Annotated in this window: 25 protein-coding genes and 1 riboswitch; of the genes, 20 read left to right on the forward strand and 5 right to left on the reverse strand. The window is 41.0% G+C overall.

All coding sequences use genetic code 11. From position 1 onward, the window contains the following. A partial coding sequence (locus tag BSG1_RS14405; protein ID WP_006837830.1) for a peptidoglycan DD-metalloendopeptidase family protein occupies positions 1-834 on the forward strand: 834 nt, incomplete at its 5' end. A gap of 767 nt (positions 835-1,601) precedes the next feature. Next, a riboswitch (FMN riboswitch) is annotated at positions 1,602-1,738 on the forward strand. Between the two features lie 145 nt (positions 1,739-1,883). Further along, the gene (locus BSG1_RS14415) at positions 1,884-2,450 is read left to right on the forward strand and encodes an ECF transporter S component (RefSeq protein WP_006837834.1); all 567 of its coding nucleotides are present in this window, start codon (positions 1,884-1,886) and stop codon (positions 2,448-2,450) included. 107 nt (positions 2,451-2,557) lie between these two features. Here BSG1_RS14415 and BSG1_RS14420 read toward each other — a convergent pair whose 3' ends face one another. After that, positions 2,558-2,806, reverse strand: a complete 249-nt coding sequence (locus BSG1_RS14420; protein ID WP_006837835.1) for a ferredoxin — start codon at positions 2,804-2,806, stop codon at positions 2,558-2,560. A gap of 236 nt (positions 2,807-3,042) precedes the next feature. On the opposite strand from BSG1_RS14420, the gene BSG1_RS14425 reads away from it, so the two are divergent. The 5 genes from BSG1_RS14425 (at position 3,043) to BSG1_RS14445 (ending at position 7,626) form a co-directional block, all read left to right on the forward strand. Next, positions 3,043-4,098 carry a helix-turn-helix domain-containing protein gene (locus BSG1_RS14425; protein ID WP_006837836.1) on the forward strand — a complete coding sequence of 352 codons (1,056 nt, stop codon included), beginning with the start codon at positions 3,043-3,045 and terminating at the stop codon, positions 4,096-4,098. Continuing rightward, a complete protein-coding gene (locus tag BSG1_RS14430; RefSeq protein ID WP_006837837.1) occupies positions 4,095-5,573 on the forward strand; it encodes a RecQ family ATP-dependent DNA helicase in 1,479 nt (492 codons plus the stop codon). The genes BSG1_RS14425 and BSG1_RS14430 overlap by 4 nt, the downstream gene beginning before the upstream one ends. 31 nt (positions 5,574-5,604) lie before the next feature. Beyond that, positions 5,605-6,177, forward strand: coding sequence for a CPBP family intramembrane glutamic endopeptidase (locus BSG1_RS14435; RefSeq protein WP_232214242.1), 573 nt, complete (start codon positions 5,605-5,607; stop codon positions 6,175-6,177). Continuing rightward, a complete protein-coding gene (locus BSG1_RS14440) occupies positions 6,174-6,833 on the forward strand; it encodes a LysM peptidoglycan-binding domain-containing protein (protein ID WP_006837839.1) in 660 nt (219 codons plus the stop codon). Before BSG1_RS14435 ends, BSG1_RS14440 begins: the two co-directional genes overlap by 4 nt. Positions 6,834-7,170: 337 nt before the next feature. Further along, positions 7,171-7,626 (forward strand): YpbF family protein, encoded by a 456-nt coding sequence (locus tag BSG1_RS14445; RefSeq protein WP_006837840.1) that lies wholly within the window; start codon positions 7,171-7,173, stop codon positions 7,624-7,626. A 77-nt stretch (positions 7,627-7,703) separates the two neighbouring features. Here the strand turns inward: BSG1_RS14445 and cotJC are convergent, their stop codons facing one another. Genes cotJC through BSG1_RS14460 form a run of 3 tightly spaced genes read right to left on the reverse strand, consistent with a single transcriptional unit; the run spans position 7,704 to position 8,802 of the window. Then, positions 7,704-8,273, reverse strand: a complete 570-nt coding sequence (gene cotJC / locus BSG1_RS14450; protein ID WP_006837841.1) for a spore coat protein CotJC — start codon at positions 8,271-8,273, stop codon at positions 7,704-7,706. A gap of 29 nt (positions 8,274-8,302) precedes the next feature. Next, on the reverse strand, positions 8,303-8,563 hold the full coding sequence (locus BSG1_RS14455) for a spore coat protein CotJB (protein ID WP_044022948.1): 261 nt from the start codon (positions 8,561-8,563) through the stop codon (positions 8,303-8,305). Between the two features lie 5 nt (positions 8,564-8,568). Further along, on the reverse strand, positions 8,569-8,802 hold the full coding sequence (locus BSG1_RS14460; RefSeq protein WP_006837843.1) for a spore coat associated protein CotJA: 234 nt from the start codon (positions 8,800-8,802) through the stop codon (positions 8,569-8,571). Positions 8,803-8,940: 138 nt separating this feature from the next. Here BSG1_RS14460 and BSG1_RS14465 point away from each other — a divergent pair, with 138 nt between their 5' ends. The 7 genes from BSG1_RS14465 to BSG1_RS14495 all read left to right on the forward strand — a co-directional run bounded on the left by BSG1_RS14465 (position 8,941) and on the right by BSG1_RS14495 (position 15,853). Beyond that, positions 8,941-9,573, forward strand: coding sequence for a CBS domain-containing protein (locus BSG1_RS14465; protein WP_006837844.1), 633 nt, complete (start codon positions 8,941-8,943; stop codon positions 9,571-9,573). A 47-nt stretch (positions 9,574-9,620) separates the two neighbouring features. Continuing rightward, positions 9,621-10,001: a hypothetical protein gene (locus BSG1_RS14470; RefSeq protein ID WP_044022950.1), complete on the forward strand. Its 381-nt coding sequence runs from the start codon at positions 9,621-9,623 to the stop codon at positions 9,999-10,001. Then, positions 10,001-10,768: a metallophosphoesterase gene (locus BSG1_RS14475; protein WP_006837846.1), complete on the forward strand. Its 768-nt coding sequence runs from the start codon at positions 10,001-10,003 to the stop codon at positions 10,766-10,768. Before BSG1_RS14470 ends, BSG1_RS14475 begins: the two co-directional genes overlap by 1 nt. Before the next feature lie 84 nt (positions 10,769-10,852). Then, positions 10,853-11,758, forward strand: a complete 906-nt coding sequence (locus BSG1_RS14480) for a MerR family transcriptional regulator (protein WP_006837847.1) — start codon at positions 10,853-10,855, stop codon at positions 11,756-11,758. Between the two features lie 577 nt (positions 11,759-12,335). Further along, positions 12,336-12,890 (forward strand): adaptor protein MecA, encoded by a 555-nt coding sequence (locus tag BSG1_RS14485; RefSeq protein WP_006837848.1) that lies wholly within the window; start codon positions 12,336-12,338, stop codon positions 12,888-12,890. Between the two features lie 296 nt (positions 12,891-13,186). Continuing rightward, positions 13,187-14,464, forward strand: coding sequence for a Glu/Leu/Phe/Val family dehydrogenase (locus BSG1_RS14490; RefSeq protein WP_006837850.1), 1,278 nt, complete (start codon positions 13,187-13,189; stop codon positions 14,462-14,464). A gap of 417 nt (positions 14,465-14,881) precedes the next feature. Further along, positions 14,882-15,853, forward strand: coding sequence for a YpdA family putative bacillithiol disulfide reductase (locus BSG1_RS14495; RefSeq protein ID WP_044022951.1), 972 nt, complete (start codon positions 14,882-14,884; stop codon positions 15,851-15,853). Between the two features lie 268 nt (positions 15,854-16,121). Here the strand turns inward: BSG1_RS14495 and BSG1_RS14500 are convergent, their stop codons facing one another. After that, positions 16,122-17,102 (reverse strand): asparaginase, encoded by a 981-nt coding sequence (locus BSG1_RS14500; protein ID WP_006837852.1) that lies wholly within the window; start codon positions 17,100-17,102, stop codon positions 16,122-16,124. Positions 17,103-17,214: 112 nt separating this feature from the next. On the opposite strand from BSG1_RS14500, the gene prsW reads away from it, so the two are divergent. The 6 genes from prsW (at position 17,215) to cmk (ending at position 22,403) form a co-directional block, all read left to right on the forward strand. Then, a complete protein-coding gene (gene prsW, locus BSG1_RS14505; RefSeq protein WP_044022952.1) occupies positions 17,215-17,904 on the forward strand; it encodes a glutamic-type intramembrane protease PrsW in 690 nt (229 codons plus the stop codon). 197 nt (positions 17,905-18,101) lie between these two features. Then, the gene (gene sleB, locus BSG1_RS14510; protein ID WP_442852161.1) at positions 18,102-18,932 is read left to right on the forward strand and encodes a spore cortex-lytic enzyme; all 831 of its coding nucleotides are present in this window, start codon (positions 18,102-18,104) and stop codon (positions 18,930-18,932) included. Positions 18,933-18,944: 12 nt separating this feature from the next. Continuing rightward, positions 18,945-20,291, forward strand: coding sequence for a germination protein YpeB (gene ypeB, locus BSG1_RS14515; protein ID WP_006837855.1), 1,347 nt, complete (start codon positions 18,945-18,947; stop codon positions 20,289-20,291). A 203-nt stretch (positions 20,292-20,494) separates the two neighbouring features. After that, positions 20,495-21,142 carry a flagellar brake protein gene (locus tag BSG1_RS14520; RefSeq protein WP_006837856.1) on the forward strand — a complete coding sequence of 216 codons (648 nt, stop codon included), beginning with the start codon at positions 20,495-20,497 and terminating at the stop codon, positions 21,140-21,142. A 241-nt stretch (positions 21,143-21,383) separates the two neighbouring features. After that, positions 21,384-21,587, forward strand: a complete 204-nt coding sequence (locus tag BSG1_RS14525; RefSeq protein ID WP_006837857.1) for a YpfB family protein — start codon at positions 21,384-21,386, stop codon at positions 21,585-21,587. Positions 21,588-21,722: 135 nt separating this feature from the next. Continuing rightward, positions 21,723-22,403: a (d)CMP kinase gene (gene cmk, locus BSG1_RS14530; RefSeq protein WP_006837858.1), complete on the forward strand. Its 681-nt coding sequence runs from the start codon at positions 21,723-21,725 to the stop codon at positions 22,401-22,403. Position 22,404 lies beyond the last annotated feature (1 nt).

Consider the following 22,404-nt stretch of genomic DNA (forward strand, 5'->3'; position numbering starts at 1 on the left):
GCACATGCAGAAGATAATGGAACCTCTTTGTGGCTATTTCCAACAGACGGCCATATTACTGATCACTATGGAACAAGGGGAGGAAAACATAAGGGAATGGATATAGGCGGAGAGCATGGTTCTCCCGTTTATTCAGTTGATGACGGGGTTGTAACGAAATCCTATTACTCTTCAAGCTATGGCCATGTGATCTTTATTAAGCATCCAAATGGATATGAAACGGTATACGGGCATTTACAACAAAGGGGAGCTATTGAGGGACAAGCTGTCTCGAAAGGCGAAATGATAGGAACCATGGGAAATACCGGCAGGTCAACCGGTACTCATCTGCATTTTGAAATCCATCAAGGAGATTGGACTATCACAAAAGACAATGCGATTGATCCCTATCATGTATTTGGAGAAGGAGAAACGGGACAAACAGTATTTGCTAAAGAACATGATCCTTATCAGGTTCGTGAAGTAGCACTAAAAGTTCCACACCTTGAAAGTCTTCATTCTGCTGGTGCAACTTCGCAGCACGAAAACCAAGTTGAAAATTTAATACATACAGTAAAAGCAGGGGAAACCCTCTGGAGCATCTCTCAAACTTATGGAGTCAGTACAACGGATGTCATTAAACAAAATGAGTTGGTTGATGATATCATCATCACAGGCCAGCAATTGATTATCCCAGATAAAGATGAGCGGGTACATATTGTCAAGCGAGGAGAAACATTATTTGGGATTGCCGAACAATACAATGTATCTGTTGAGGAGTTAACTAATTGGAATGATATGCAGAAAAAAGATTCAATTGTGCCTGCGCAAGCCCTTATTGTTCAACGGGAATAGGTGCCGAATGACTAGATTGGTCGGTGATAATAAGATCGTCAGAAATTTGATCTACGAGTGCAGGGCTAGAAGTTATTGGGCCAGTGAGGTAGCGGAAACTGAAGGATGCTGGCCCGCAAAGGGTGTAAATGGGCACGAGAAAGCAGAACCAGAAGGATGCTGGCCCGCAAAGGGTGTAAACGGGCCAACGAGAAAGCAGAACCAGAAGGATGCTGGCCCGCAAAGGGTGTAAATGGGCCAACGAGAAAGCAGAACCAGAAGGATGCTGGCCCGCAAAGGGTGTAAATGGGCCAATGAGAAAGCAGAACCAGAAGGATGTTGGTCCGTAAAGGGTGTAAACGGGCCAATGAGAAAGCAAAACCAGAAGGATGCTGGCCCGCAAAGGGTGTAAATGGGCCAATGAGAAGGCAGAAACAGAGGGATGTGGCCCATAAATCCAGTAAATGAGCCAATGAGAAAGCAAAAACAGAAGGATTCCGGCCTATAAATCGACTAAAAGGGCCAACGAGAAAGCCAAACCAGAACGATACTGGCCCATAAATCGTGAATCCGGACAAATGAGAATCCATAAGTCACTATCTGCAAAGAGACAAATACTCGATGGATTCTAATCCACAACAGAAGTTTTATATCCAGTAAACATTTATAAATTTATCTCCGAGCATAGGCTCTTCTATTCCTTTCATCACTTATTTATCTCGAATTCGAGCTAATCCCTTCACACAATCACGTTTATTTTGTATAATATTGATGTATCATAATTTAAGATTCGTCTTCGGGGCAGGGTGTAATTCCCGACCGGCGGTAATGAATGATTTCATTCTAAGCCCGCGAGCCTGTTGTTTGGGCAGGATTTGGTGAGATTCCAAAGCCGACAGTATAGTCTGGATGGGAGGAGATGAAGGTGGAGCCGCGTTCAAAAAAATACTTTTTGAACGTTTATTCGGGCATGCCTTTTACTTCTCAAGAGATCCTCTTGAGTTTTTTTAGGTTGCTCAGGCAAAATCTTTCTTCTACGTGAGATGAGTCACAAAAGGGAGAGAGTACGCATGAAGAAATTGAATACCAGAGGTTTTATTTTGATTGGAATGCTGAGTGCAGTGTCTTATGTACTGATGCTGTTGAACTTTCCGATCCCGCCATTTCCAAGCTTTTTAATGGTCGACTTCAGTGATGTACCTGCATTGATTGCAGCCATTACACTGGGACCTGTTGCGGGGATTTTGGTGGAACTGCTGAAGAACGTCCTTGACTATGTAATGACAGGAAGTGAAACAGGAGTACCAATCGGTCACTTTGCTAATTTCATGGCGGGAATATCATTTATCTTACCGGCTTATTATATTTACAACCGTATCCAATCCAAAAAAGGAATGGTGACAGGGCTGGTTGCAGGGACAGTAGTAATGTCAGTGTTAATGAGTGTGCTGAATTATGTTATCATTTTGCCCGCTTATAAATATTTTATGAACTTTGAACTGCCATCAACCATTATTGTTACCGGAATTCTTCCATTTAATATCCTGAAAGGCATCCTGATTGCTGTGGTATTTACCTTATTATTCAGAAGGATGCATGTATGGCTCAATAAACAATTTGCATTTAAACGTGCTTAAATATCGAGCGGCTGACAATTTTGTCGGCCGCTTTTATAATTGCTTAGGAAATAGCAGGTCGAACATAAAAAGAACGGCTGGAGAGTCCAGCCGTTCTTTTAGATACTCTATTCGAATTTTAAAGCATCTCCGTCAAACGGTTCATCAGCAACTTTGATGGAGTCTGTAGGGCAGCCTTCGAAAGCATCTATCATATCATCTTCGAGAACATCCGGCACTTCAACAGTACCTGAGTTATCGTCTAAAGTTACAAACGCAATACCTTCATCATCGTAATCGTAGATGTCTGGAGCGGCAGCACCGCAAGCTCCACATGCAATGCATGTATCTTTATCAACAATCGTATACTTTGGCAATGAAAAAACCTCCTGAAAAATGTTCGATATCTTTAGTATAATACACTTTTCCGTGAAGTGTATTAATATTCATATTATTATTCTAATGGTGATTTAAAAAACTTTCAATAGTTAAGATTCCCTTCAAAGATAATTTCTATCTCAAATGCTGTAAAGTTGAGTAGGAATAAGTCGCAAACTGTCGGTTTCGTGATACAATAATTTAAATAAGAACAGATGCTAAAAGGAGTAAATATATGACCTATATTGAGGCTGTCGTTCTTTATTGCCTTAAGAAAATTAACGGAGAAAGGACCATCTTTTCGGTGTATCATTTGCTGAAAGGAAAGAGGTCTTCACAAACTATACAGGATGCTCATTTGTATTCACTGACCTCCATGTTTTATTCGTTTCCAATCATGGATCGGATTGGGTTTGAGAAAATGGCTGCCAAGCTTCATGAAAACAACCTTATTTCCGAATCGGAGCCAGAAAAATTCATCCTTACTCAAGAAGGAAGGAGTCAGTTAAATGAATTTTTCAGGGAGAGGCCATTTCCAGAGTCATTAAACGGCTGGCTTTATGGAAGTTCCGTTGAGCATCTTTGGAAGAGAATATCACTGTTAGTTCAAGTGTTATCCCACTATATACGTGACGAACAAAAATACTATCCAATCCAGAGGGATCGTGAAGTACAAAAGTGGATTAAAAGGTTTTTGTACAATCCCCCAATACCTTTGAAGGACTTGAATCATCACTTATTTTCAGAATTGGTTTCTTTGATGAAGAATGAAACTTTTCCAGATAATGCCGAACTGTTGATCTGCCGGCTCACTGGCGGTGAATACATCGGGCTTACAAGAGGCCAGGCTGCTGATAATTATAGGATGAGTGAGGATGAGTATTGGTTTAGGTTTTTGAATGTTCTGCATTACTTAATAAAAGAAGTAAGTGAACAGAAAACAGAGTATCCTTTATTATATTCAATAATAGTGGATCTTGTTCCGGAAATATCCCTTACCCAATCCAGTGAGGAAACCTACAAGCTGTTGAAACGTGGGTTTGGCATTGAACGCATTGCTGAAATCAGGAGGCTGAAGGAAAGTACAGTTGAAGACCATATTGTGGAAATTGCTCTAAATGACAGCCAATTTTCCATAGAGGGGTTTGTTCCAATTGAGGAAATCAACCAAATTATTCAAAAAGCTAAAGAAGTGAACAAGAGGAAGTTGAAGCCGATTAAAGAAGCTTTGCCTCAGCTATCCTATTTTCAAATCAGGCTCACGCTAGCCAGATATGGTGATCGATTATGAATTTGCAAAATGAACTGAATAAATGGTTTGGCTACAGTGAATTCAGGCAAGGTCAGGAGGAAGTGATTCATTCTGTCCTTAAGGGCCAAGACACCATTGCAATGCTTCCCACTGGGACAGGCAAGTCATTGTGCTACCAGCTGCCAGCTTATCTCACCGGCGGCACCGTACTTGTTGTTTCACCTCTCCTTTCGTTAATGCAAGACCAAGTTGAGCATATGAAAATAATGGGGGAAAAGAAAGCTGTCGCACTTAATTCTTTCCTCGATTTCAGAGAGAAGAATGATATCTTAAGGAATTTGGGGAGCTATCGTTTTATTTTTATTTCTCCTGAAATGCTGATGAGCCCCAAGGTTATGGAACAGCTTAAGTCTCTATCGGTTTCCATGTTTGTGGTGGATGAAGCACACTGCATCTCCCAATGGGGTCATGACTTCCGGCCGGATTATCAAAGGCTGGGGGAGGTCAGGACTTCAATTGGTTCTCCTGTAACTCTTGCACTGACGGCTACTGCAAATGTTGAAGTGCGGGAGGATATCAAAAAAATATTAAAAATGAAAGAGTGCGAAGAAATTGTCTATTCAGCAGATAGGCCCAATATCAGCCTGGCGCTAAAGAATGTTTCCAGCTTCCAGGACAAAATGGATTATTTACTGGAATATGTATCTTCTTTTCAAAAGCCGGGGATTATTTATTTTTCCAGCAAGAAATTGGCTGAGGAAACGGCGGAATGGCTTAAACAAAGAGGACTTCATAAAACAGCTTTTTATCATGGAGGAATGGAACAGGAACAGAGAATCCTCATACAACAGCAGTTTCTTCATGGCCATCTTGATATCATTTGTGCGACTAGTGCTTTCGGGATGGGAGTTAACAAAGCGGATATTAGATTTGTCATTCATTTTCATCTTCCTTCAAGTGCGGAAGCCTATCTTCAGGAGATTGGCAGAGCGGGGAGAGATGGGAAGCAAAGTATCGCCATGCTGCTGTATTCACCGGGTGATGAAGGGTTATCCTATCAAATAATGGATGGTGAAATGCCTTCTGATTTCCAAATTGAAGAGTATTTTCAACAGGCTGGAGAGATACCGGATTCCGAATTGATGGATCGTTTCGGATTAAATGAAATCCATATTAGGTTTTTAAGCTTCTATAAGCAGGTATATATAAATAGAAGCAAGGATTCAATAAAAGGTGACAATGGTTTGGCAGACTTTGTCAAGGGGATTAGAGATCTGCGGCTGGAAAGTAAACGCAGGAAGATTGGCATGATGGCAGAATGGGCCATGGGGTCAGGTTGCAGAAGAAGCGGTATCCTTCAAATGTTCGGTGAGGAATATAGTAAAAGCAATAACTTGTGCTGTGATATTTGCGGCTTGGATTACAGTGAGTTTGAAGGAACCTACGCTCTTGAAGGCATAGAAGAGATATTAACATGGGAAGAGCAGCTGTCCAGAATGCTGCTGAACAAGTGAGAGCATGAGACAAAAACAGAAAGATCTAATTATGCAGATTTCGGACCGTGAACTGACCTTTCATCTTTACGCTACTCAATTCGGCCTATTAACTGTCGCAATTATTTTAGGTATATTTTTATATGACGATATGTCGTCTTTTTTTAATCAATTTGTCTGGAATAATCAAATCCTGTTTTACGGAGTGACCAGTGGAATCGTCATCGTAGTAGTGGATCTCCTCTTAATGAGGCTGCTTCCGAAGAAATATTATGATGACGGTGGTATCAACCAGAGAATTTTCCGTAATAGGAGCGTTATCCATATAGCGTTCCTTGCAGCAGTCATCGCAATTTGCGAAGAAATTTTGTTTCGGGGAGTACTGCAATATCATTTCGGTTTCATTGTCGGTACAGTTATATTTGCAGTCGTCCATATAAGGTATTGGGGAAATTGGTTCCTGATCCTGAACATCCTCATCCTCAGTGTCTGGATTGGGCTCGTATATGAATGGACTGCCAACCTGGGAGTCACCATGATGATGCATTTCATCATCGATTTTTTATTAGGTCTTGTGATTAAATATCAAGCCGAAAATCAAGAAAAGAGAAGGGATGTTTTATGAGAAGAGATCCTTATCGCGCTCAAGCTGAAAAACTCCGCCAGAAAATTGAAAGAGTCGAACCAAAGCCTGAGCAAGAACCTGAACAGAGAAGAACACTTCCAAAACGAAGTGAATTGCATCAAGAAAAAAGGAAGAAAATCAAGTACCCTCTCATAAAAGGAATGCTGGCTTTTTTCGTCCTATTGCCCATATTAATGTATGGCCTTTATACAACATTAGATAGTAATCAAAACGGAAATAGAAGCATAGTGACTGAAAAGGGCCAGCTGGAAGAAGTAACATACGAGACGAAAGATATTGAAGAGAAGGTCAAGAGCGGAACCAGTTCCATTGATGAAGACAAACCGGAAGACGAAACAGAACAACTTGCCGAAGAACAGGAAACATCTGGGGGGCAGGAGACACCAGCTGAAAAGGTGGATGAAGAAAATCTCATTCAATTGACGGAACAGGTTGAACCGGTACAAGAAACGGAGTACCAAGAAAATGTACAAGTGATTGAACATGTTGTAAAACCCCAAGAAACATTATTCAGAATTGCTATGAATTATTATAATTCTCAAGCCGGGATTGAAAAAATCAAAGAGTGGAACAACATAGAAAATCATGATCTGGAAGCAGGCCAGGTACTTAAGATTCCTCTCCCGGTGGATTAATGTTCAAGAACGAAAAGCCTTATGAAGCGAAAACTTCATAAGGCTTTTTATTTACTTTCTGTTTTTATGTAGTCGAAACACCAAATCTACGAGGGATTTGTAGAGAGATAGCCGCGTATCTCCAACTTACCTACCAATAAAGCCATAATTCGTAGGAGAGTACTGTCCAGGCAACCAGACCACAGACCAATCCAGGGAAGGAGTGGAAACTTGGCATTAGTTTAGATCGCATAAGTTCATTGAGGCAGCGTTTTAGTAGTTGTGAATTCTTCATTCTAATAGTCTGGACAAGTTCATATAGTGATAATAGAACTTTAACGATTCTGAGGTGAAGAAAATGAACTCGCATATTGCCAAGCTTGATGAATGGACAGATCTGGCGACGAAGCAAATGCTTCAAAATGTGATTGAAAGAAAGCAAAAGTGGGACAAATTAAAACGTTTCCATCTTATTATGCTTTGGGGCAGTGTGTTTTTTGCATTTATCCTTATTTACTATTTTTACAATAAGGTCATTGGTCCATACTCCTATTCGTTTGAGGCTGTATTTTCTGCATTTTTTTCAAAAGAAAGCCACCTTTATGCCTTTCTATTTATCACTGGAATGTTTGGTGCGGTGAAAGTGCTCTATGATAAAAAAGAGAAAGCGGAAAAGGATTATCACGCATTAAGAAGTGAAATCATTGATCGGAGCAAGGACTTATGGAAGGAAGATTCATGGAAGAAACGCCACCGGGTGTATGAACTTATGAAAAAAGAATGGGACATCAATCTCTATCATGTGAGTAAATAACTCGTAGAGCCGCTTATGATGCAATGCATCTTAGCAAAAGAAAGAAGAACCCGCAGCTTGCGTGCAGGTTCTTCTCTTTAAAATATTTTCTTTCGATCTCTTTCATCTTTAAGAATTTCAACAGCTTCCCTGAACCGCTGAGAGTGGACAATCTCCCTTTCCCGCAGGAATCTCAAGCCGTCATTTAAATCTGGATCATCACTCATATTGATGATCCACTGATACGTGGCCCTGGCTTTTTCCTCTGCAGCTATATCCTCATATAAATCTGCAATTGGATCCCCTTTTGCCTGGATATACGTTGCCGTCCAGGGGGCACCTGCAGCATTGTGGTAAAATAATGCGCTGTCATGATTAACATAATGCGGTTCAAGCCCTGCCTCTTTAAGCATTTCCGGAGTCGCATCTTTGGTCAACTTATAAATCATTGTAGCAATCATTTCCAAATGGGCAAACTCTTCCGTCCCAATGTCTGTAAGCAGTCCAATCACCTTGTCTGGTATGGTGTACCGCTGGTTTAAGTACCTTAATGCCGCAGCAAGCTCCCCGTCAGCACCTCCATACTGTTCAATTAAGTATTTTGCTAATCTTGGATTACAGGAACTTACTTTGACTGGATATTGCAATTTCTTTTCATAAACCCACATGTCTTCTTGCCCCCTCCCTTAGAAGTATTTTATACCTGCCATGGCCAAGGAGCTTCCGGCCATTCATATGGATAATGAGAATAACTGTAACTGAAGTTGGTCAGCATTCCATATCGTTCCTCAAAGGCCTTCTTAATTTGTTTCCGCTGTTTGACAAATTGGTTGTATTGCTGGATGACATTTGAGTCTCCTGGGTGTGTATCCAAATAAAGTGTCAGTTCGAGAATCACAAAATCAACCGCCTGCAGTTCTTCGAGTAATTGGTAATACTCGGGAGGCATTTGTTTCACAATGATCACTCCTTATATTTTTCATAAGGGCTGTAATAAGGATCATAGAACACTTTCCATAAGGTCCCGGCCTTTAAGGCCTCTTTAGGAGTAAATTGAGGAAGGTCGGGTGGCTGATAGCCAAGATATAGATTCGGTGGAGTGGAATAAGTCTTTACTTTAATTGGCGGACATGGATCGAAAGGGGAAACATAAGGCTTATAGCTTTTATACAAACTTTGCAATTCAGGTCCCTCCATATTTACGTATTCATTCAATTGTATGAATGACGGTATAATTCATTCCAGAAGTTTTTGTTTGGGAGCTTGAAAAAGCAGGTATTTAACCTATATGCGTGGAATTATAATAGTATAGTTAAATTTAATGGGGTGATATGGATGTTTGTGAAAAGTGCGATGATCCCGAAACACAAATGCTATGTGGTTCAGGAGAATGATTCAGTCGGGAAGGCCTTGGAGGTACTTGAACATCACCAGATTGATGGTGTCCCGGTCCTTTCGGGCGATCTTTATGTTGGTGTGGTAACAAGATATAATATTTATCAAAGCTTTTTTAAATCTGAAAAGCTTAAAGCGGATTTTGTCAGTGAAACACTTGTAAAAGATATTGTCTCCCATCAGGATAAGTATCTTGTCGGGGATGAAATATTCGAAAAAACGCTTGTCGAACTGCAGGATTTTCCGATTTTATCTGTGGTGGATGAGGGCCGGAAATTTCTTGGTCTGGTCACAAGATATGATGTACTGGAACAGTTCCAGAGTGCATTCGGAATGCACCGTGAAGGAGTTCGAATCGCCTTTACTTCTGTTGAGACAGAAGGGCGCATTGCCCGCTTAGGTGATATTATTCAGCAGCACCATGAATCCGTTATCTCCCTGGTCACTTTTGATGCGACAGACAGGATGCTGCGGAGAATCGTGTTGAAAATTGAAAAGAAAGACAACGTCGATAAATTCTTGAAAAAACTTGAAAAATCTGGTTTCCGCATCCTGGATATTCAAGAAGACTGAAATCATGAAAAAGAATCCTTCTCATATAATTTATGGGAGGGATTTTTTTGTTGGTGCATATTCTTAAAGTTGTCTTGTCAGTCCTATCAGGCTATCTATTTATCAAGTGGTTTCCTGTCAATGAATTGGTAAGTGTATCAGACCTTATCGTCGAACTGGTCTTGAGTCCGGTTATGTTTTTTGCATCTTCCATTGCGTTTATGGCAGGCTTTTTAATCAGTGCAGACCTGATAAAAAAAGAGACCACTATGATACTGGAATTATTTCATGGTGGATACTCGGCAGAAATTCTATTTATCCCGGTTCACATAGTCGGTTTTTACGTCTTGAGTACAATTAGCTTATGGCAGACGTTGTTATTGTTAAGTTTAGCCCTTGTTTATGGTATGATTTCTGTAGATTTCTCAGGAATTAGCAGGAGGGCATAATGATTGAACTTATAGGCTTGTTAACAAGCTTTGGATTGCTTTTACTCGTATACATGTTGAGGGAAGCATTTATAAATAAAGTTAAATACCATGAGTTGCGTTTTGTTGAGTATCCTAAATCTGCGGCACCGTTGAACATTTTTTTTATTTCAGATATCCATAGAAGAAAGATTCACCCTACAATCATTTCAGAGGTTGATGGGAAAGCGGATATCGTCGTAATTGGCGGGGACTTGACCGAAAAAGGGGTTCCGTTTAGCCGGATAAGGGAAAATATTACCCTGTTGAAAAAACTTGCGCCTGTTTATTTTATTTGGGGTAACAATGATTATGAGGTTGGTGAACAACCATTCAAGAGTCTCTTGGAAAGTTGCGGGGTCATACTGATTGAGAACTCTTCATTACTTCTTGAAGGTAATGATGATCATCCTGTTGCTTTAATTGGGGTGGAAGACTCTAGTCTGCAAAGAGATGACGTTGATGAGGCTTTTAAACAGGTTCCCCAAACAGCATTCAGGATCCTTTTAGCTCATAGTCCTTTAATCATAAAAAAACTGGAGAAGAAACATAATGTCAGCCTTATGCTCAGCGGGCATACACATGGGGGACAGATTCGGATATTTGGTTTTGGGATGTATCAAAAAGGAGGTCTCTTCAATATTGCCGGGACGGAGGTGCTGGTAAGCAATGGCTACGGCACAACAGCTTTGCCTTTAAGGCTTGGTGCGCCCCCGGAAACACATTTGATTACAATAAAAGGGAATTAACAGAGAGTTTGAAGAGTTCGTCATTTTACAGTTGTAAATCACTCCATTATAATTTGAGTACAGGGTAAAGTTGGGGGATTTAGAATGACAAACCAATCCGAAGGAAAATATAATATTAAAGCTATTTCGAAAATGCTTGGAATACAGCCAGGAACGTTAAGAGCGTGGGAAAGAAGGTATAAGATGATTGCTCCAGTTCGGAATGATTCCGGTCACCGTCTATACTCTGATGAACACGTAAGGATATTGAAGTGGCTTGTTTCAAAAGTTGACCAGGGCTTTACCATCAGCCAGGCGGTTTCTCTGCTGGACAAGCAGGAGCTTGCGGAAGAAACAAATACTGTGAGCCAGACAGGGAACCGGCTGCACGACTTGTCTGAAGAACTATTGCAGGCATTGCTGCAGTTTGATGAAACTAAAGCGCATCAGCTCATGAATACAGCATTTTCTCTTTATACAATTGACAAGGTGGTTATCGATGTATTGGGTACCCTCTTAGTCAAAATAGGTGACCTGTGGGAGCACAATGAGATCACAACTGCTCATGAACATTTTGCTTCTGCAGTATTAAGGACCAGGATTTCCACTCTCATGCAGACCTTTCCCCATAATGGGTTACTGCCAAAGGTTGTAGCAGTGTGCGGGCCTGGAGAACTGCACGAGCTTGGCTTGTTAATATTCACTGTCTATGTGCGTCAAAAAGGATTTGAAGTAATTTATCTTGGCTCAAGTATCAGGGAGGAAGACATTGAGGTCGTCGTTGATACAGTTAAACCCCGGTTCTTGTTTTTATCGTGTACGATGAGAGAAAACATTGACCAAACGCTCGGTATCATCGATCAATTACAGGCGGAAAAAGAGTTCTTGCATGTTGGAGTCGGCGGACTTGCTGTGAACTCACTGCCTCAGCGTATAAAGGACAAGTACAAAGATCATCTTGTAGGTTCAAGTAAAGAAGATTGGGATATTTGGCTGAAAAGCAATTTATGATGGAAAGTACATTAGGCTCAAACGGAGGAAGTCCGTCTTGGGCCTTTTTCTTTGCTTAGGAGATTATAGAATTGGCCCTTGTGGATAACTTTTAACTGTGTTATTCACGTCCAGCTCCAGCGCCCAGCCCCTCGGGGTCAAATAACCCGAAGAGAATAAAGGAAAGGTCGCCTTTTTTCTCTTCGGAACATTTGCCTGTCGGGGCTGAACAGGGCGCTTGCGCTTTTGTTCTTCAAAAAAACCACATCGAACCCTAGTGTCACAGGATTGATGCCGATGCCTAGTCCAGGCGAAAAAAGTTCAAAGTTCTGAAAAAAGTGTTTTTCTATTAAATGTGCATTCTAATAAAATTTCAAGGTGAAAATAAGAGGATTGAACCGGAAGTGCTTGACCTCCTATCCCGCAGTGCCAAGCACCTGGACCGGAAATCAGTCTTACCTTCCAAGAGCAACGATGTTTACAAAAGGAACTTTCGCAGTAAGGGCCCCTTAAATTAAGCAATCTTTAGCCGAAAAAGAACCTTCTATTGCTCATTACATAGTATGTTGGTAACCATTCATACTCAGGGGGCGGAAATATGAAGCTTGAGCGGTTATCCAGTAATACAGTTAAATTTTCCATAAGCATTGACGAATTAGAAACGAAGGGGATACTTAAGGATGACCAATGGAGAGACTCATTGGTCTGGCATGAATTTTTCGAAGAGTTGATGGATGAGATGTACAGCGAGTATGGAATCGATTTGGAAAGCACGGTGACAGTCGAAATCAACTCAGTCAACTCGAGTGAAATGGTGCTCATACTGACATTGGACGAAGAAGGTTTTGAGGATGATCCTTTTGTAGATGGGGAGGCAGAGGAAGATGGTTACTTGCTGTATAAGTTCCATCTGTTCGAGGATATACTGTCCTTTGTCCGGCGGCTGGAGTTTGACGATTGTGAAGAACTCTCCCTCTATTCTAAAGATGGCATATATTTTATTGAAGCAAAACAATGGAGTAAAAGACTTGTTTCCCTGGCTGGTGAATACGGAGAGCGAACCAGTGAAACCATATATACAGTGAAGGAATACGGTAACATAATAATAGATAGAACGTGCAGGGATGTATTAATTGAACACTTCGGGGGTTGACTTTTACAGGGGACGGAAGATTACTGTCCTCTTTTTGCTATTACCCAAAAGGCGAAGAAGGAAGTCATAGGCAAAAAAGTCCCAAGAATAATGAATATAGAGCAGCCTTTCGGGTAAAAAAATAATGGAAGAAGAACAGCCGAAATCAGATTGTAATGAAAATGACAGCGTTTTCAATAAAACAAACTTTTTTTATTTTTGTATCTTTGCAACAACATTTCAAACGTGTATACTATTGCTTGTAAAGGCGGACATGTTTCCGTAATACAGTGAATCAAACTGGGAGGTTTACATTAATGGTAGCCGAGAAAGATGCAGCAAGCAACAATCCTGAAGACAAAAATGACGTACTGAAATCGACACAAACCGTTATTCAGCTCGCTCTTGAAAAGCTGGGATATTCAGAGGAAGTCTATGAACTTCTTAAAGAGCCGGTGAGAATGCTTACAGTGAAAATACCTGTCCGAATGGACGATGGAAAAATAAAAGTATTTACAGGCTATCGCGCTCAGCACAATGATGCGGTCGGCCCCACAAAAGGTGGAATTCGTTTCCACCCGCATGTTACAGAAAAAGAAGTTAAAGCTCTTTCCATTTGGATGAGTCTAAAGTGCGGAATCGTCGATCTGCCATATGGAGGCGGAAAAGGTGGTATTATCTGTGATCCCCGTGACATGTCTTTTAGGGAACTTGAGCGCTTAAGCCGTGGATATGTCCGTGCGATCAGCCAGATTGTGGGGCCTACAAAAGATATTCCTGCCCCGGACGTATTCACAAATTCACAAATCATGGCCTGGATGATGGATGAGTACAGCCGTATCGATGAATTTAACTCACCTGGCTTCATTACCGGAAAACCTCTTGTCCTCGGTGGTTCACATGGACGTGAAACAGCGACTGCCAAAGGAGTAACGATTTGTATCAGGGAAGCAGCCAAGAAAAAAGGCATTGACCTTGTAGGTGCCAGAGTCGTTGTTCAAGGATTCGGAAATGCCGGAAGTTTCCTTGCCAAGTTCATGCATGATGCAGGGGCAAAAGTTATCGGTATATCAGATGCTTATGGCGGCCTGCATGATCCTAACGGTTTGGACATTGATTACTTACTGGACAGACGCGACAGCTTTGGGACGGTAACGAAACTCTTTAATAACACAATATCTAATAAAGAATTATTGGAGCTTGACTGTGATATCCTGGTTCCTGCAGCCATCGAGAACCAAATTACAGAAGAAAACGCAGGAAATATTCGTGCAAGCATTGTTGTTGAAGCGGCAAACGGCCCGACAACATTGGAAGCCACCAAAATTCTGACAGAGCGCGATATCTTGTTGGTTCCTGACGTTTTGGCATCATCCGGCGGAGTAACCGTTTCATACTTTGAGTGGGTGCAGAACAACCAGGGTTATTATTGGACGGAAGAAGAAGTTGAAGAAAAACTCGAAAAAATCCTGGTAGCTTCTTTCAATAATGTGTATGAAGCTTCTCAAACACGCAGAGTGGACATGAGGCTTGCTGCGTACATGGTCGGCGTCAGAAAAATGGCAGAAGCCAGCAGGTTCAGAGGCTGGATATGATTACTTGAACAGAGGTCGAAACTGGCCTCTGTTTTTTTGAATATTTTTTAACTAGAAGCGAAATGAGCATATAAAGATATTAAAATAGAGTTCGTTTGAAACGCAGTCTCTTACCTCGGACTGTAAAGCACCCTAATCGCAAATTCACCTTCGAAATGGTCTTATGCAGGTTTCATGGAGCATCACTGACCTAAAATCAACTTAGTTCATTAAAGTCTCCAAGCTTTTGTGAAAGTAGAAAATTAAAAACCAACTATCCTTCCCCCCTTTTATACATTTTATTTTAAGCACATATTGCTAATGTTTTGCATCCGCCCTCAAATTCTCCTATCATATTATGGTGGGAGAATTTTTTATTGACTTAATAAGGCATGATAAATATATATGTAAATGGAAGACTTCAGAGGAGTGAAGGCAATGAGACAAGAAGAATGCATAATAGTCGGCGGCGGCCCGTGTGGTATGTCTGCGGCTATTGAGTTGAAGAAAATCGGGATTAACCCGTTGATTATTGAAAAAGGAAACATTGTTAATGCGATATACAACTATCCGACACATCAGACGTTTTTCAGTTCCAGTGAGAAGCTGTCAATTGGGGATGTGCCGTTTATCATTGAACAGCATAAACCGAAGCGGAATCAAGCTCTGGTCTACTACAGGGAAGTGGCAAAACTGCATGATTTGCGGATAAACAGGTTTGAAGAGGTGCAGAGCGTCACCAAAATTAATGAGCACCTGTTCAATGTCAAAACCGCTAAAGAACAATATGAAACAAAGAGAGTTATCATTGCTACTGGTTATTATGATCATCATAATGAATTGAATGTCAAAGGGGGGGACTTGGAAAAGGTTCACCACTACTTTAAAGAAGCACACCCTTATTTTGATACAGATGTGGTTGTTATCGGCGGGAAGAATTCAGCCGTTGATGCAGCGATTGAATTAGAAAAAGCTGGTGCCCGTGTGACCGTCCTGTATAGGGGGAGTGATTATTCCAGCAGTATAAAGCCATGGATTCTTCCGGAATTTGACGCATTGGCGAGAAGCGGCAGGGTGAAGATGGTATTTAATGCTGAAGTTGAGGAAGTAACCGAAAATACGGTGAAATATTTTGTAGCAGGGGATATGAAAGAAATAAAAAATGATTTCGTTTTTGCCATGATAGGTTATCATCCGGACCACTCTTTTCTGACAAAAATGGGTGTCAATATCGATCAGGAAACAGGAAGGCCGCAATTCAATCCTGATACCATGGAAACGAATATAGAGGGGATTTTCATAGCAGGCGTAATTGCAGCAGGTAACAATGCAAATGAAATATTCATTGAGAATGGTCGTTTTCATGGTGGTATGATTGCTAAGGCGATAAAAGCAAAAGAGGATATATGAGCAACAAGATAATTGAAGGCCGGAAATCCATTATAGGATTCCCGGCCTTTTAAATAGGCTGTTTTTCGCATAAGATGTTGCTTTCGGAAAAATCCCAAGTGCCGGATTTTTCCTCCTGGGTACACGGTTTTCCCTCTGAACAGGGAGAATAGCTCTTTTCTTTCTTGCTTACCAGGATTTTTAGTGTAAATCATGACTATATTTTTTGATATTCAAGCTAAATAGCAACAAAGTATAAGAAATGAGCCTTTAAATAAGATGAAACAAGTCAATTTCTAAAAATCTCTTCAAGTTCCTTCAACCCAGGTGAACTGGAAGTTGAAAGGGCTACAAGAAGCTTCAATCTTGCTTTCTGTCCGTTAAGGCCGTTCGAGAAGATGACGCCCATTTCCTTTAGCTGCTTCCCGCCTCCGGCATATCCGTAAATGTCCTGGGCGATTCCATTGAAACATCTTGAAACGAGGACAACCGGAATATTTTCATTGATAAGCGTTTCGATACCATTAACTGCAGCGGGTGGAATATTTCCTTGTCCCAAGGCTTCAATGATCACACCTTCGAACTGCAATTCTTTTAAGGCGGAGAGAAGGGCGGAATCCATTCCGGCATGTGCTTTTATAAGAGCAATCTTCTTTGCGACACTTTTCACCGAATATTTTTCAACAGTCGTTGGCTTATGGTGAAAAATGACCCCCCGTTTAGTCACGATTCCTATCGGGCCGTATTGGGGGCTTTGGAAGGTGGATACATTGCTTGTGTGGGTTTTGGTTACATTCTTCGCCGAATGGATTTCATCATTAAGGACCACCAATACACCTTTATCTACAGAGTTTTCATTCGAAGCAACTTTTATGGAAGATAAAAGATTATACAGTCCGTCTGCTCCAATTTCATTACTTGAACGCATTGCCCCGGTAACGACAATGGACACAGGTAAATCAACGGTTAAATCAAGAAAGTAAGCCGTTTCCTCCAGGGTATCAGTTCCGTGGGTAATCACCACTCCCTGAAACTTTTCCTTATTGTATTCCTCCTCCATTAGTTGTTTTAACTGAAGCATGTGTTCAGGTGTGATATGAGGGGAAGGGAGGTGAAATGCCTCTCTTACGGTGATATCTGCCAAGTGCTCTAAGGATGAAGAATGTGCTGAAAGAGGGTTTTCTTCACCGGGCTTAACTGCACCGGTATCAGCATCTTCCATCATTGAAATGGTCCCGCCTGTATGTATGACTAAAATTTGTTTTTTCATATATAAATTTCATCTCCTTACAATATAATAATGTAATTATATAATCGGATATTTTCTTTCTCACCTCTACATGATACGATTAAGAAAACAGAAAGAAAAGAGGACAAATTTTATGCTGGTGATTTTGTCAGCTGGTTTTGCACCGGGACTGGCCTTGCTCAGCTATTTCTATCTACGTGATGAGTTTGAGACAGAACCTGTTTCCTTCATCATAAAAACTTTTATATATGGTGCCATCCTGACCTTCCCAATTATGTTCCTTCAATATGTATTACAGGCCGAGAGTGTTATCACTTCCCCATGGCTCAATGCCTATTTTTCAGCAGGACTGTTAGAAGAATTCTTCAAATGGTTTATCTTATTTTTTGCTGTATTTCAACATATTGAATTTAATGATCCCTATGACGGAATAATCTACGGAGTCAGTGTTTCTCTCGGATTTGCCACCGTAGAAAATATTCTTTACCTGATTGCGCATGGTGTTGAATTTGCCATTGGAAGAGCGCTTCTTCCTGTATCAGCACATGCATTATTCGGCGTAATAATGGGTTACTATCTCGGCAAAGCCAAGTTTGCAGGGCAGCATATGAAACTAAAACGGATTTACATGTCGCTCTTAATCCCCTTTGCCTTACATGGGACCTATGATTTTATCCTTGGTACAGGAAGGAATTGGATTTTTTACATGATTCCTTTTATGCTTTTCCTATGGTGGACCGGTATCAGGAAAATCAAGAGTGCTCATCGCTTAACAACTTCTCACTACGACCAAAAAGATTACAATAAAAAAATATCAATGTAGGACCCTTCATTCAAAAGTATTTTCGTGAAGGGTCTTTTTGTGTTGGTTCCTTCCCCTGCTTCTTCCTAATCCTAAATACACATCCTTAGTATGTATAAAATGGATTCTACTACAGAAACTAGGTTTAATGTTAATTCATGATTTGGAGGGTAAGCATGATGAAAAAACGCATCAAGTTGTTAACGGTCTTTCTGCTCATGGTGCTTATATTATCAACATTATCATTTGCGAACGAAGGTGACCACGCAGGAGCATTTTCCAATCAAATAATTCAAAAAGGTGCTACTGGTGATGATGTCATTGAACTGCAATCCCGCTTACAATACATCGGCTATTATAACGGCAATATTGATGGTGTGTTTGGCTGGGGCACGTATTGGGCGGTCAGGAATTTTCAATATGAATTCGGGCTGCCGATCGATGGATTGGTAGGGCAGGAGACGAAGGATAAACTTGTAAAAGCTTCAAAGTATAATAAGGACTTTGTAAAGAAACAAATTAGACAAGGCAAAGATTTCACTCATTACGGCGGTACCGACTTAGGCAAGCAGACTGAAAGCGGAGGCAACGCTGGAGGCGGTGGCGGAGGTGGTGCACCTGCCCAGCAGGGAACAACCCCTGAAAAAGCAGCAACCCCTGAAAAGCCGACGGCCGTCAATATACCTAACGGATTCTCACAAAATGATATCCAGCTTATGGCTAATGCTGTTTATGGTGAAGCAAGGGGCGAACCATATGAAGGGCAGGTCGCTGTTGCCGCAGTCATCCTGAACAGAGTTGACAGTCCTTCGTTTCCAAATACGGTTGCAGGGGTAATATTTGAGCCGGGTGCATTTACGGCTGTTGCTGATGGTCAAATATATCTGACGCCTAACGAAAAGGCTAAAGAGGCTGTTATGGATGCGATTCAGGGCTGGGATCCTTCAGAGAATGCCCAGTATTATTTTAACCCTGTCACCGCAACCAGCAAGTGGATTTGGAGCAGACCTCAAATCAAGAAAATTGGCAAACACATATTCTGTAATTAGGGGTGATTAGGATTGATACGAGGTATATTGATTGCAGTACTGACGATCGGAGTAGCAGGTACAGCTTACTGGGGATATCAAGAACATCAAGAGAAAAACGCCATTCTCATCAATGCGGAGAATAACTATCAGCGCGCGTTTCATGAGTTGACCTTTCAGATAGATCTCCTGCATGACAAAATCGGGACAACCCTGGCTATGAACTCCAAAAAGTCGCTGTCCCCCGAACTTGCAGATGTTTGGAGATTGACATCCCAGGCTCATAGTGATGTGGGGCAGCTCCCGCTTACACTGCTCCCTTTTAATAAGACGGAAGAGTTCCTTGCCAACATAGGGGATTTCAGTTACAGGGTTGCCGTGAGAGACCTTGACAAAGAACCTTTATCTGATGAAGAATACAAGAATTTGAAGCAGCTGTATGAACAAAGCGCGGATATTCAAAAAGAATTAAGGAAGGTCCAGCATCTTGTCATTGAAAACAACCTGCGCTGGATGGATGTAGAAATGGCTCTCGCAACAGGAAAAGAGCAAGCTGATAACACAATCATCGATGGTTTTAAAACAGTCGAAAAAACGGTTGATGGCTATGATGAAGCTAATTTTGGCGGACCAACATACGTCAACACTCAAAAGAAGAAAGATGACTATAAAAATTTACAAGGCGAACCAATTTCAAAAGAACAAGCAGTCGACATTATGAAAAAGTATACAAGAATCGAAGATGTAAAAGAAGTCAAAGTGACAGAAAACGGCAAAGGTTCAAATTTTGGTTTCTACAGTGTTTCACTGGCCAACACAAATAGTGAAGCAAGTATGGACGTCACCAAAAAAGGCGGTTACCCGATTTACTTTATCCATAATCGCGATGTCGAAAAAAGTAATATCGGCTTGAATGAAGCCGCTAATAAAGCAGAGGCATTCCTGAAGGAGAATAAATTCAAGGATCTTGAACTGTTTGAAAGTGCCCAATATGATAATTTAGGCGTGTTCACCTACGTGACAGTCCTGGATGGAGTAAGAGTCTACCCAGATGCACTGAAACTGAAAGTTGCGCTCGACAATGGCCAGGTAATCGGTTTTGCAGCAGAAGAGTTCCTGAAGAATCATCAGGATCGTGACATCCCTGAACCAGGTATAAGCAAAGATGAAGCTCAAGGAAACATAAACCCAAATGTTAAAATAATGGAAGACAGATTGGCGATTGTAGTCAATGACTTGAATGAGGAAGTGTTATGTTATGAGTTCCTCGGAATGCTCGGAAATGATACTTACCGAATTTATATCAATGCAGACAGCGGTGCTGAAGAAAAAGTCGAAAAGCTGAAAAATGCAGAGCCGATATTTGAAGAAACTGTATAAGAACAGCCAGACAGCAGGTGCTGAACCTGCTGTCTATTATTGTTTTGCATAAAGAATGCATCCTTGGAAAAACTGCATAAAAACTATAGCCGAAATTAGAAAATCATGACATAATATACCTATATAGCAGATATTGGTTGAATTTTGAAAAATTTCATCAGCGCCATCAGAGCTGGATATGCAACGATATAGGAAGTGTAGTTATGTTGAAAATTGGTACAATACTAACATTAGAGCCTGTTCAGACGGACAAGACTGAAAAATACAGATGCAAAGTGGTTGAATTCAAAGATTCTAAATTATATATCGATTACCCTGTTCATACAGAAACTGACAGAACAGTGTTTTTAATTGATGGTACGCAGCTGAAGGTGAGCTTCGTTTATAATGAAACGATCGTTTATTCTTTCCATACAGAAGTAACAGGCAGAAAGAAAAGCAACATTCCAATGATTTGCCTTCACTTTCCTGGCGTCAATGAGCTTGTAAAGGTGCAAAGAAGGCAGTTTGTACGTGTTGATGTCTCTGTCGATGCTGCCATCATTACCCCACAGGACTCCTTTCCAACAATAACAACAGATATCAGTGCGGGAGGTTGCGCCGTAAAAGTCCAGAAAAACCAGGCATTTGAAGAGGGGATGGAAGTCGAAATCATCCTGGTCCTGCCTATGCAGACAGGAGAATATCATTACTTCAATGTTCCAGGCCGTGTCGTCAGGGTTTGGGAAAAAGGCTTAAACAAAATTGCGTCACTGGAATTCACCGAATTGAAGGACATGCAGCAGCAAAACATTCTCCGTTTCTGTTTTGAAAAGCAGCTTGCATTAAGGAATAAAGGGTTGACCGTCTAATAGAGATCAGGATTCCTTTCAGAAGCAGAAATCTACACCTGTTTCTTTAAAAAAAGCTTTTCGCAAATTTTGTGGCGGTAGTGTAGAGCACGGAAATCAGCATACTTCCATTTGAAGCGCCAAAGCGTTAGAAAAAGAATATGTATTAGAGGAGAAGAGGACCCTCGCTGGAAAATAAGAATAAAAAACATTGAGACAACCCATACTTGTAGTAAACTGCTAAAAGAAATGGAAGATTGAAATGAAGAGAGTCGAACGAATTATTGTCAAATTGGCATTTTTGCACTTCATCCTCTTGCTTATCACTCAAGTTGTCTTTCACGGGTTGGATTTCTTGCCGGAACTAAATAAATTGACATTTTATGAAGGGGTCAATAAGCAGGAACATACAGAAATCATTGAAGTTCTGAACAATGGAAATTCTTTGGAATCAGAGGGAGATTGAAGCTCTCTCTTTTTTTCTTGCAGGTAGATATAACTGGGCAGAAGCATAATATAACATTATATGTGTGAAGTGCTTATTTTATGGTAAAATATACGAGAATTTAAGCTATAGAAAATAAAGTGGGTGTTTTATTTAATGGAAAAGAAACTAAGAATCGCAATCGACGGACCGGCAGCTGCAGGGAAAAGCACTGTTGCCAAAATCGTGGCTGAGAAGCTTTCATATATTTATATTGATACAGGTGCGATGTACCGTTCAATTACCTATAAAGCCATTCAAAACAATGTGGATTTGAATAATGAAGATAATCTTCATGAGCTGCTTCTCAATACAAAAATTGAACTAGAACCCGGTCCCGACGGGCAGCTTGTTTATATAGACGGGCAGGAGGTCACACAGGAAATCAGGCAGAATGATGTGACGAATTCCGTATCAATCGCTGCAAAACATCGCCTGGTCCGCGAAGAGATGGTAAAAAGGCAGCAGGAATTGGCCAACGAAGGCGGAGTTGTGATGGACGGCCGCGATATTGGAACACATGTTATTCCTGATGCAGAAGTAAAGGTATTCTTATTGGCAAGTGTTGAAGAGAGGGCAAAGAGAAGATACAGTGAAAATACCCTTAAAAACATTCCGTCCGATCTCGAGCAATTAAAGTCCGAGATCGCTCACAGAGATAAGCTTGATTCCGAGCGGGAAGTTTCTCCTTTGAAAAAAGCAAGTGATGCAGTCGAAATCGACACAACATCGCTTGGGATAAATGAAGTTGCTTCTAAAATTCTCTCACTCGTATCAGAAAGGGCTGGCTCCCGATGAA

Source organism: Bacillus sp. SG-1 (genome assembly GCF_000181495.1).
Classification (GTDB): domain Bacteria; phylum Bacillota; class Bacilli; order Bacillales; family Bacillaceae_B; genus Rossellomorea.

Coding starts and splice junctions, on each gene's coding strand:
- BSG1_RS14415 (WP_006837834.1), top strand. CDS start 1,884: ATGAAGAAATTGAATACCAGAGGTTTTATTTTGATTGGAATGCTGAGT.
- cmk (WP_006837858.1), top strand. CDS start 21,723: ATGGAAAAGAAACTAAGAATCGCAATCGACGGACCGGCAGCTGCAGGG.
- BSG1_RS14460 (WP_006837843.1), bottom strand. CDS start 8,802: ATGGAGGGACCTGAATTGCAAAGTTTGTATAAAAGCTATAAGCCTTAT.
- BSG1_RS14445 (WP_006837840.1), top strand. CDS start 7,171: ATGAACTCGCATATTGCCAAGCTTGATGAATGGACAGATCTGGCGACG.
- BSG1_RS14425 (WP_006837836.1), top strand. CDS start 3,043: ATGACCTATATTGAGGCTGTCGTTCTTTATTGCCTTAAGAAAATTAAC.
- BSG1_RS14430 (WP_006837837.1), top strand. CDS start 4,095: ATGAATTTGCAAAATGAACTGAATAAATGGTTTGGCTACAGTGAATTC.
- BSG1_RS14465 (WP_006837844.1), top strand. CDS start 8,941: ATGTTTGTGAAAAGTGCGATGATCCCGAAACACAAATGCTATGTGGTT.
- BSG1_RS14520 (WP_006837856.1), top strand. CDS start 20,495: ATGTTGAAAATTGGTACAATACTAACATTAGAGCCTGTTCAGACGGAC.
- BSG1_RS14490 (WP_006837850.1), top strand. CDS start 13,187: ATGGTAGCCGAGAAAGATGCAGCAAGCAACAATCCTGAAGACAAAAAT.
- sleB (WP_442852161.1), top strand. CDS start 18,102: ATGGTGCTTATATTATCAACATTATCATTTGCGAACGAAGGTGACCAC.
- BSG1_RS14500 (WP_006837852.1), bottom strand. CDS start 17,102: ATGAAAAAACAAATTTTAGTCATACATACAGGCGGGACCATTTCAATG.
- BSG1_RS14485 (WP_006837848.1), top strand. CDS start 12,336: ATGAAGCTTGAGCGGTTATCCAGTAATACAGTTAAATTTTCCATAAGC.
- BSG1_RS14525 (WP_006837857.1), top strand. CDS start 21,384: ATGAAGAGAGTCGAACGAATTATTGTCAAATTGGCATTTTTGCACTTC.
- BSG1_RS14440 (WP_006837839.1), top strand. CDS start 6,174: ATGAGAAGAGATCCTTATCGCGCTCAAGCTGAAAAACTCCGCCAGAAA.
- BSG1_RS14480 (WP_006837847.1), top strand. CDS start 10,853: ATGACAAACCAATCCGAAGGAAAATATAATATTAAAGCTATTTCGAAA.
- prsW (WP_044022952.1), top strand. CDS start 17,215: ATGCTGGTGATTTTGTCAGCTGGTTTTGCACCGGGACTGGCCTTGCTC.
- BSG1_RS14475 (WP_006837846.1), top strand. CDS start 10,001: ATGATTGAACTTATAGGCTTGTTAACAAGCTTTGGATTGCTTTTACTC.
- BSG1_RS14435 (WP_232214242.1), top strand. CDS start 5,605: ATGCAGATTTCGGACCGTGAACTGACCTTTCATCTTTACGCTACTCAA.
- BSG1_RS14495 (WP_044022951.1), top strand. CDS start 14,882: ATGAGACAAGAAGAATGCATAATAGTCGGCGGCGGCCCGTGTGGTATG.
- cotJC (WP_006837841.1), bottom strand. CDS start 8,273: ATGTGGGTTTATGAAAAGAAATTGCAATATCCAGTCAAAGTAAGTTCC.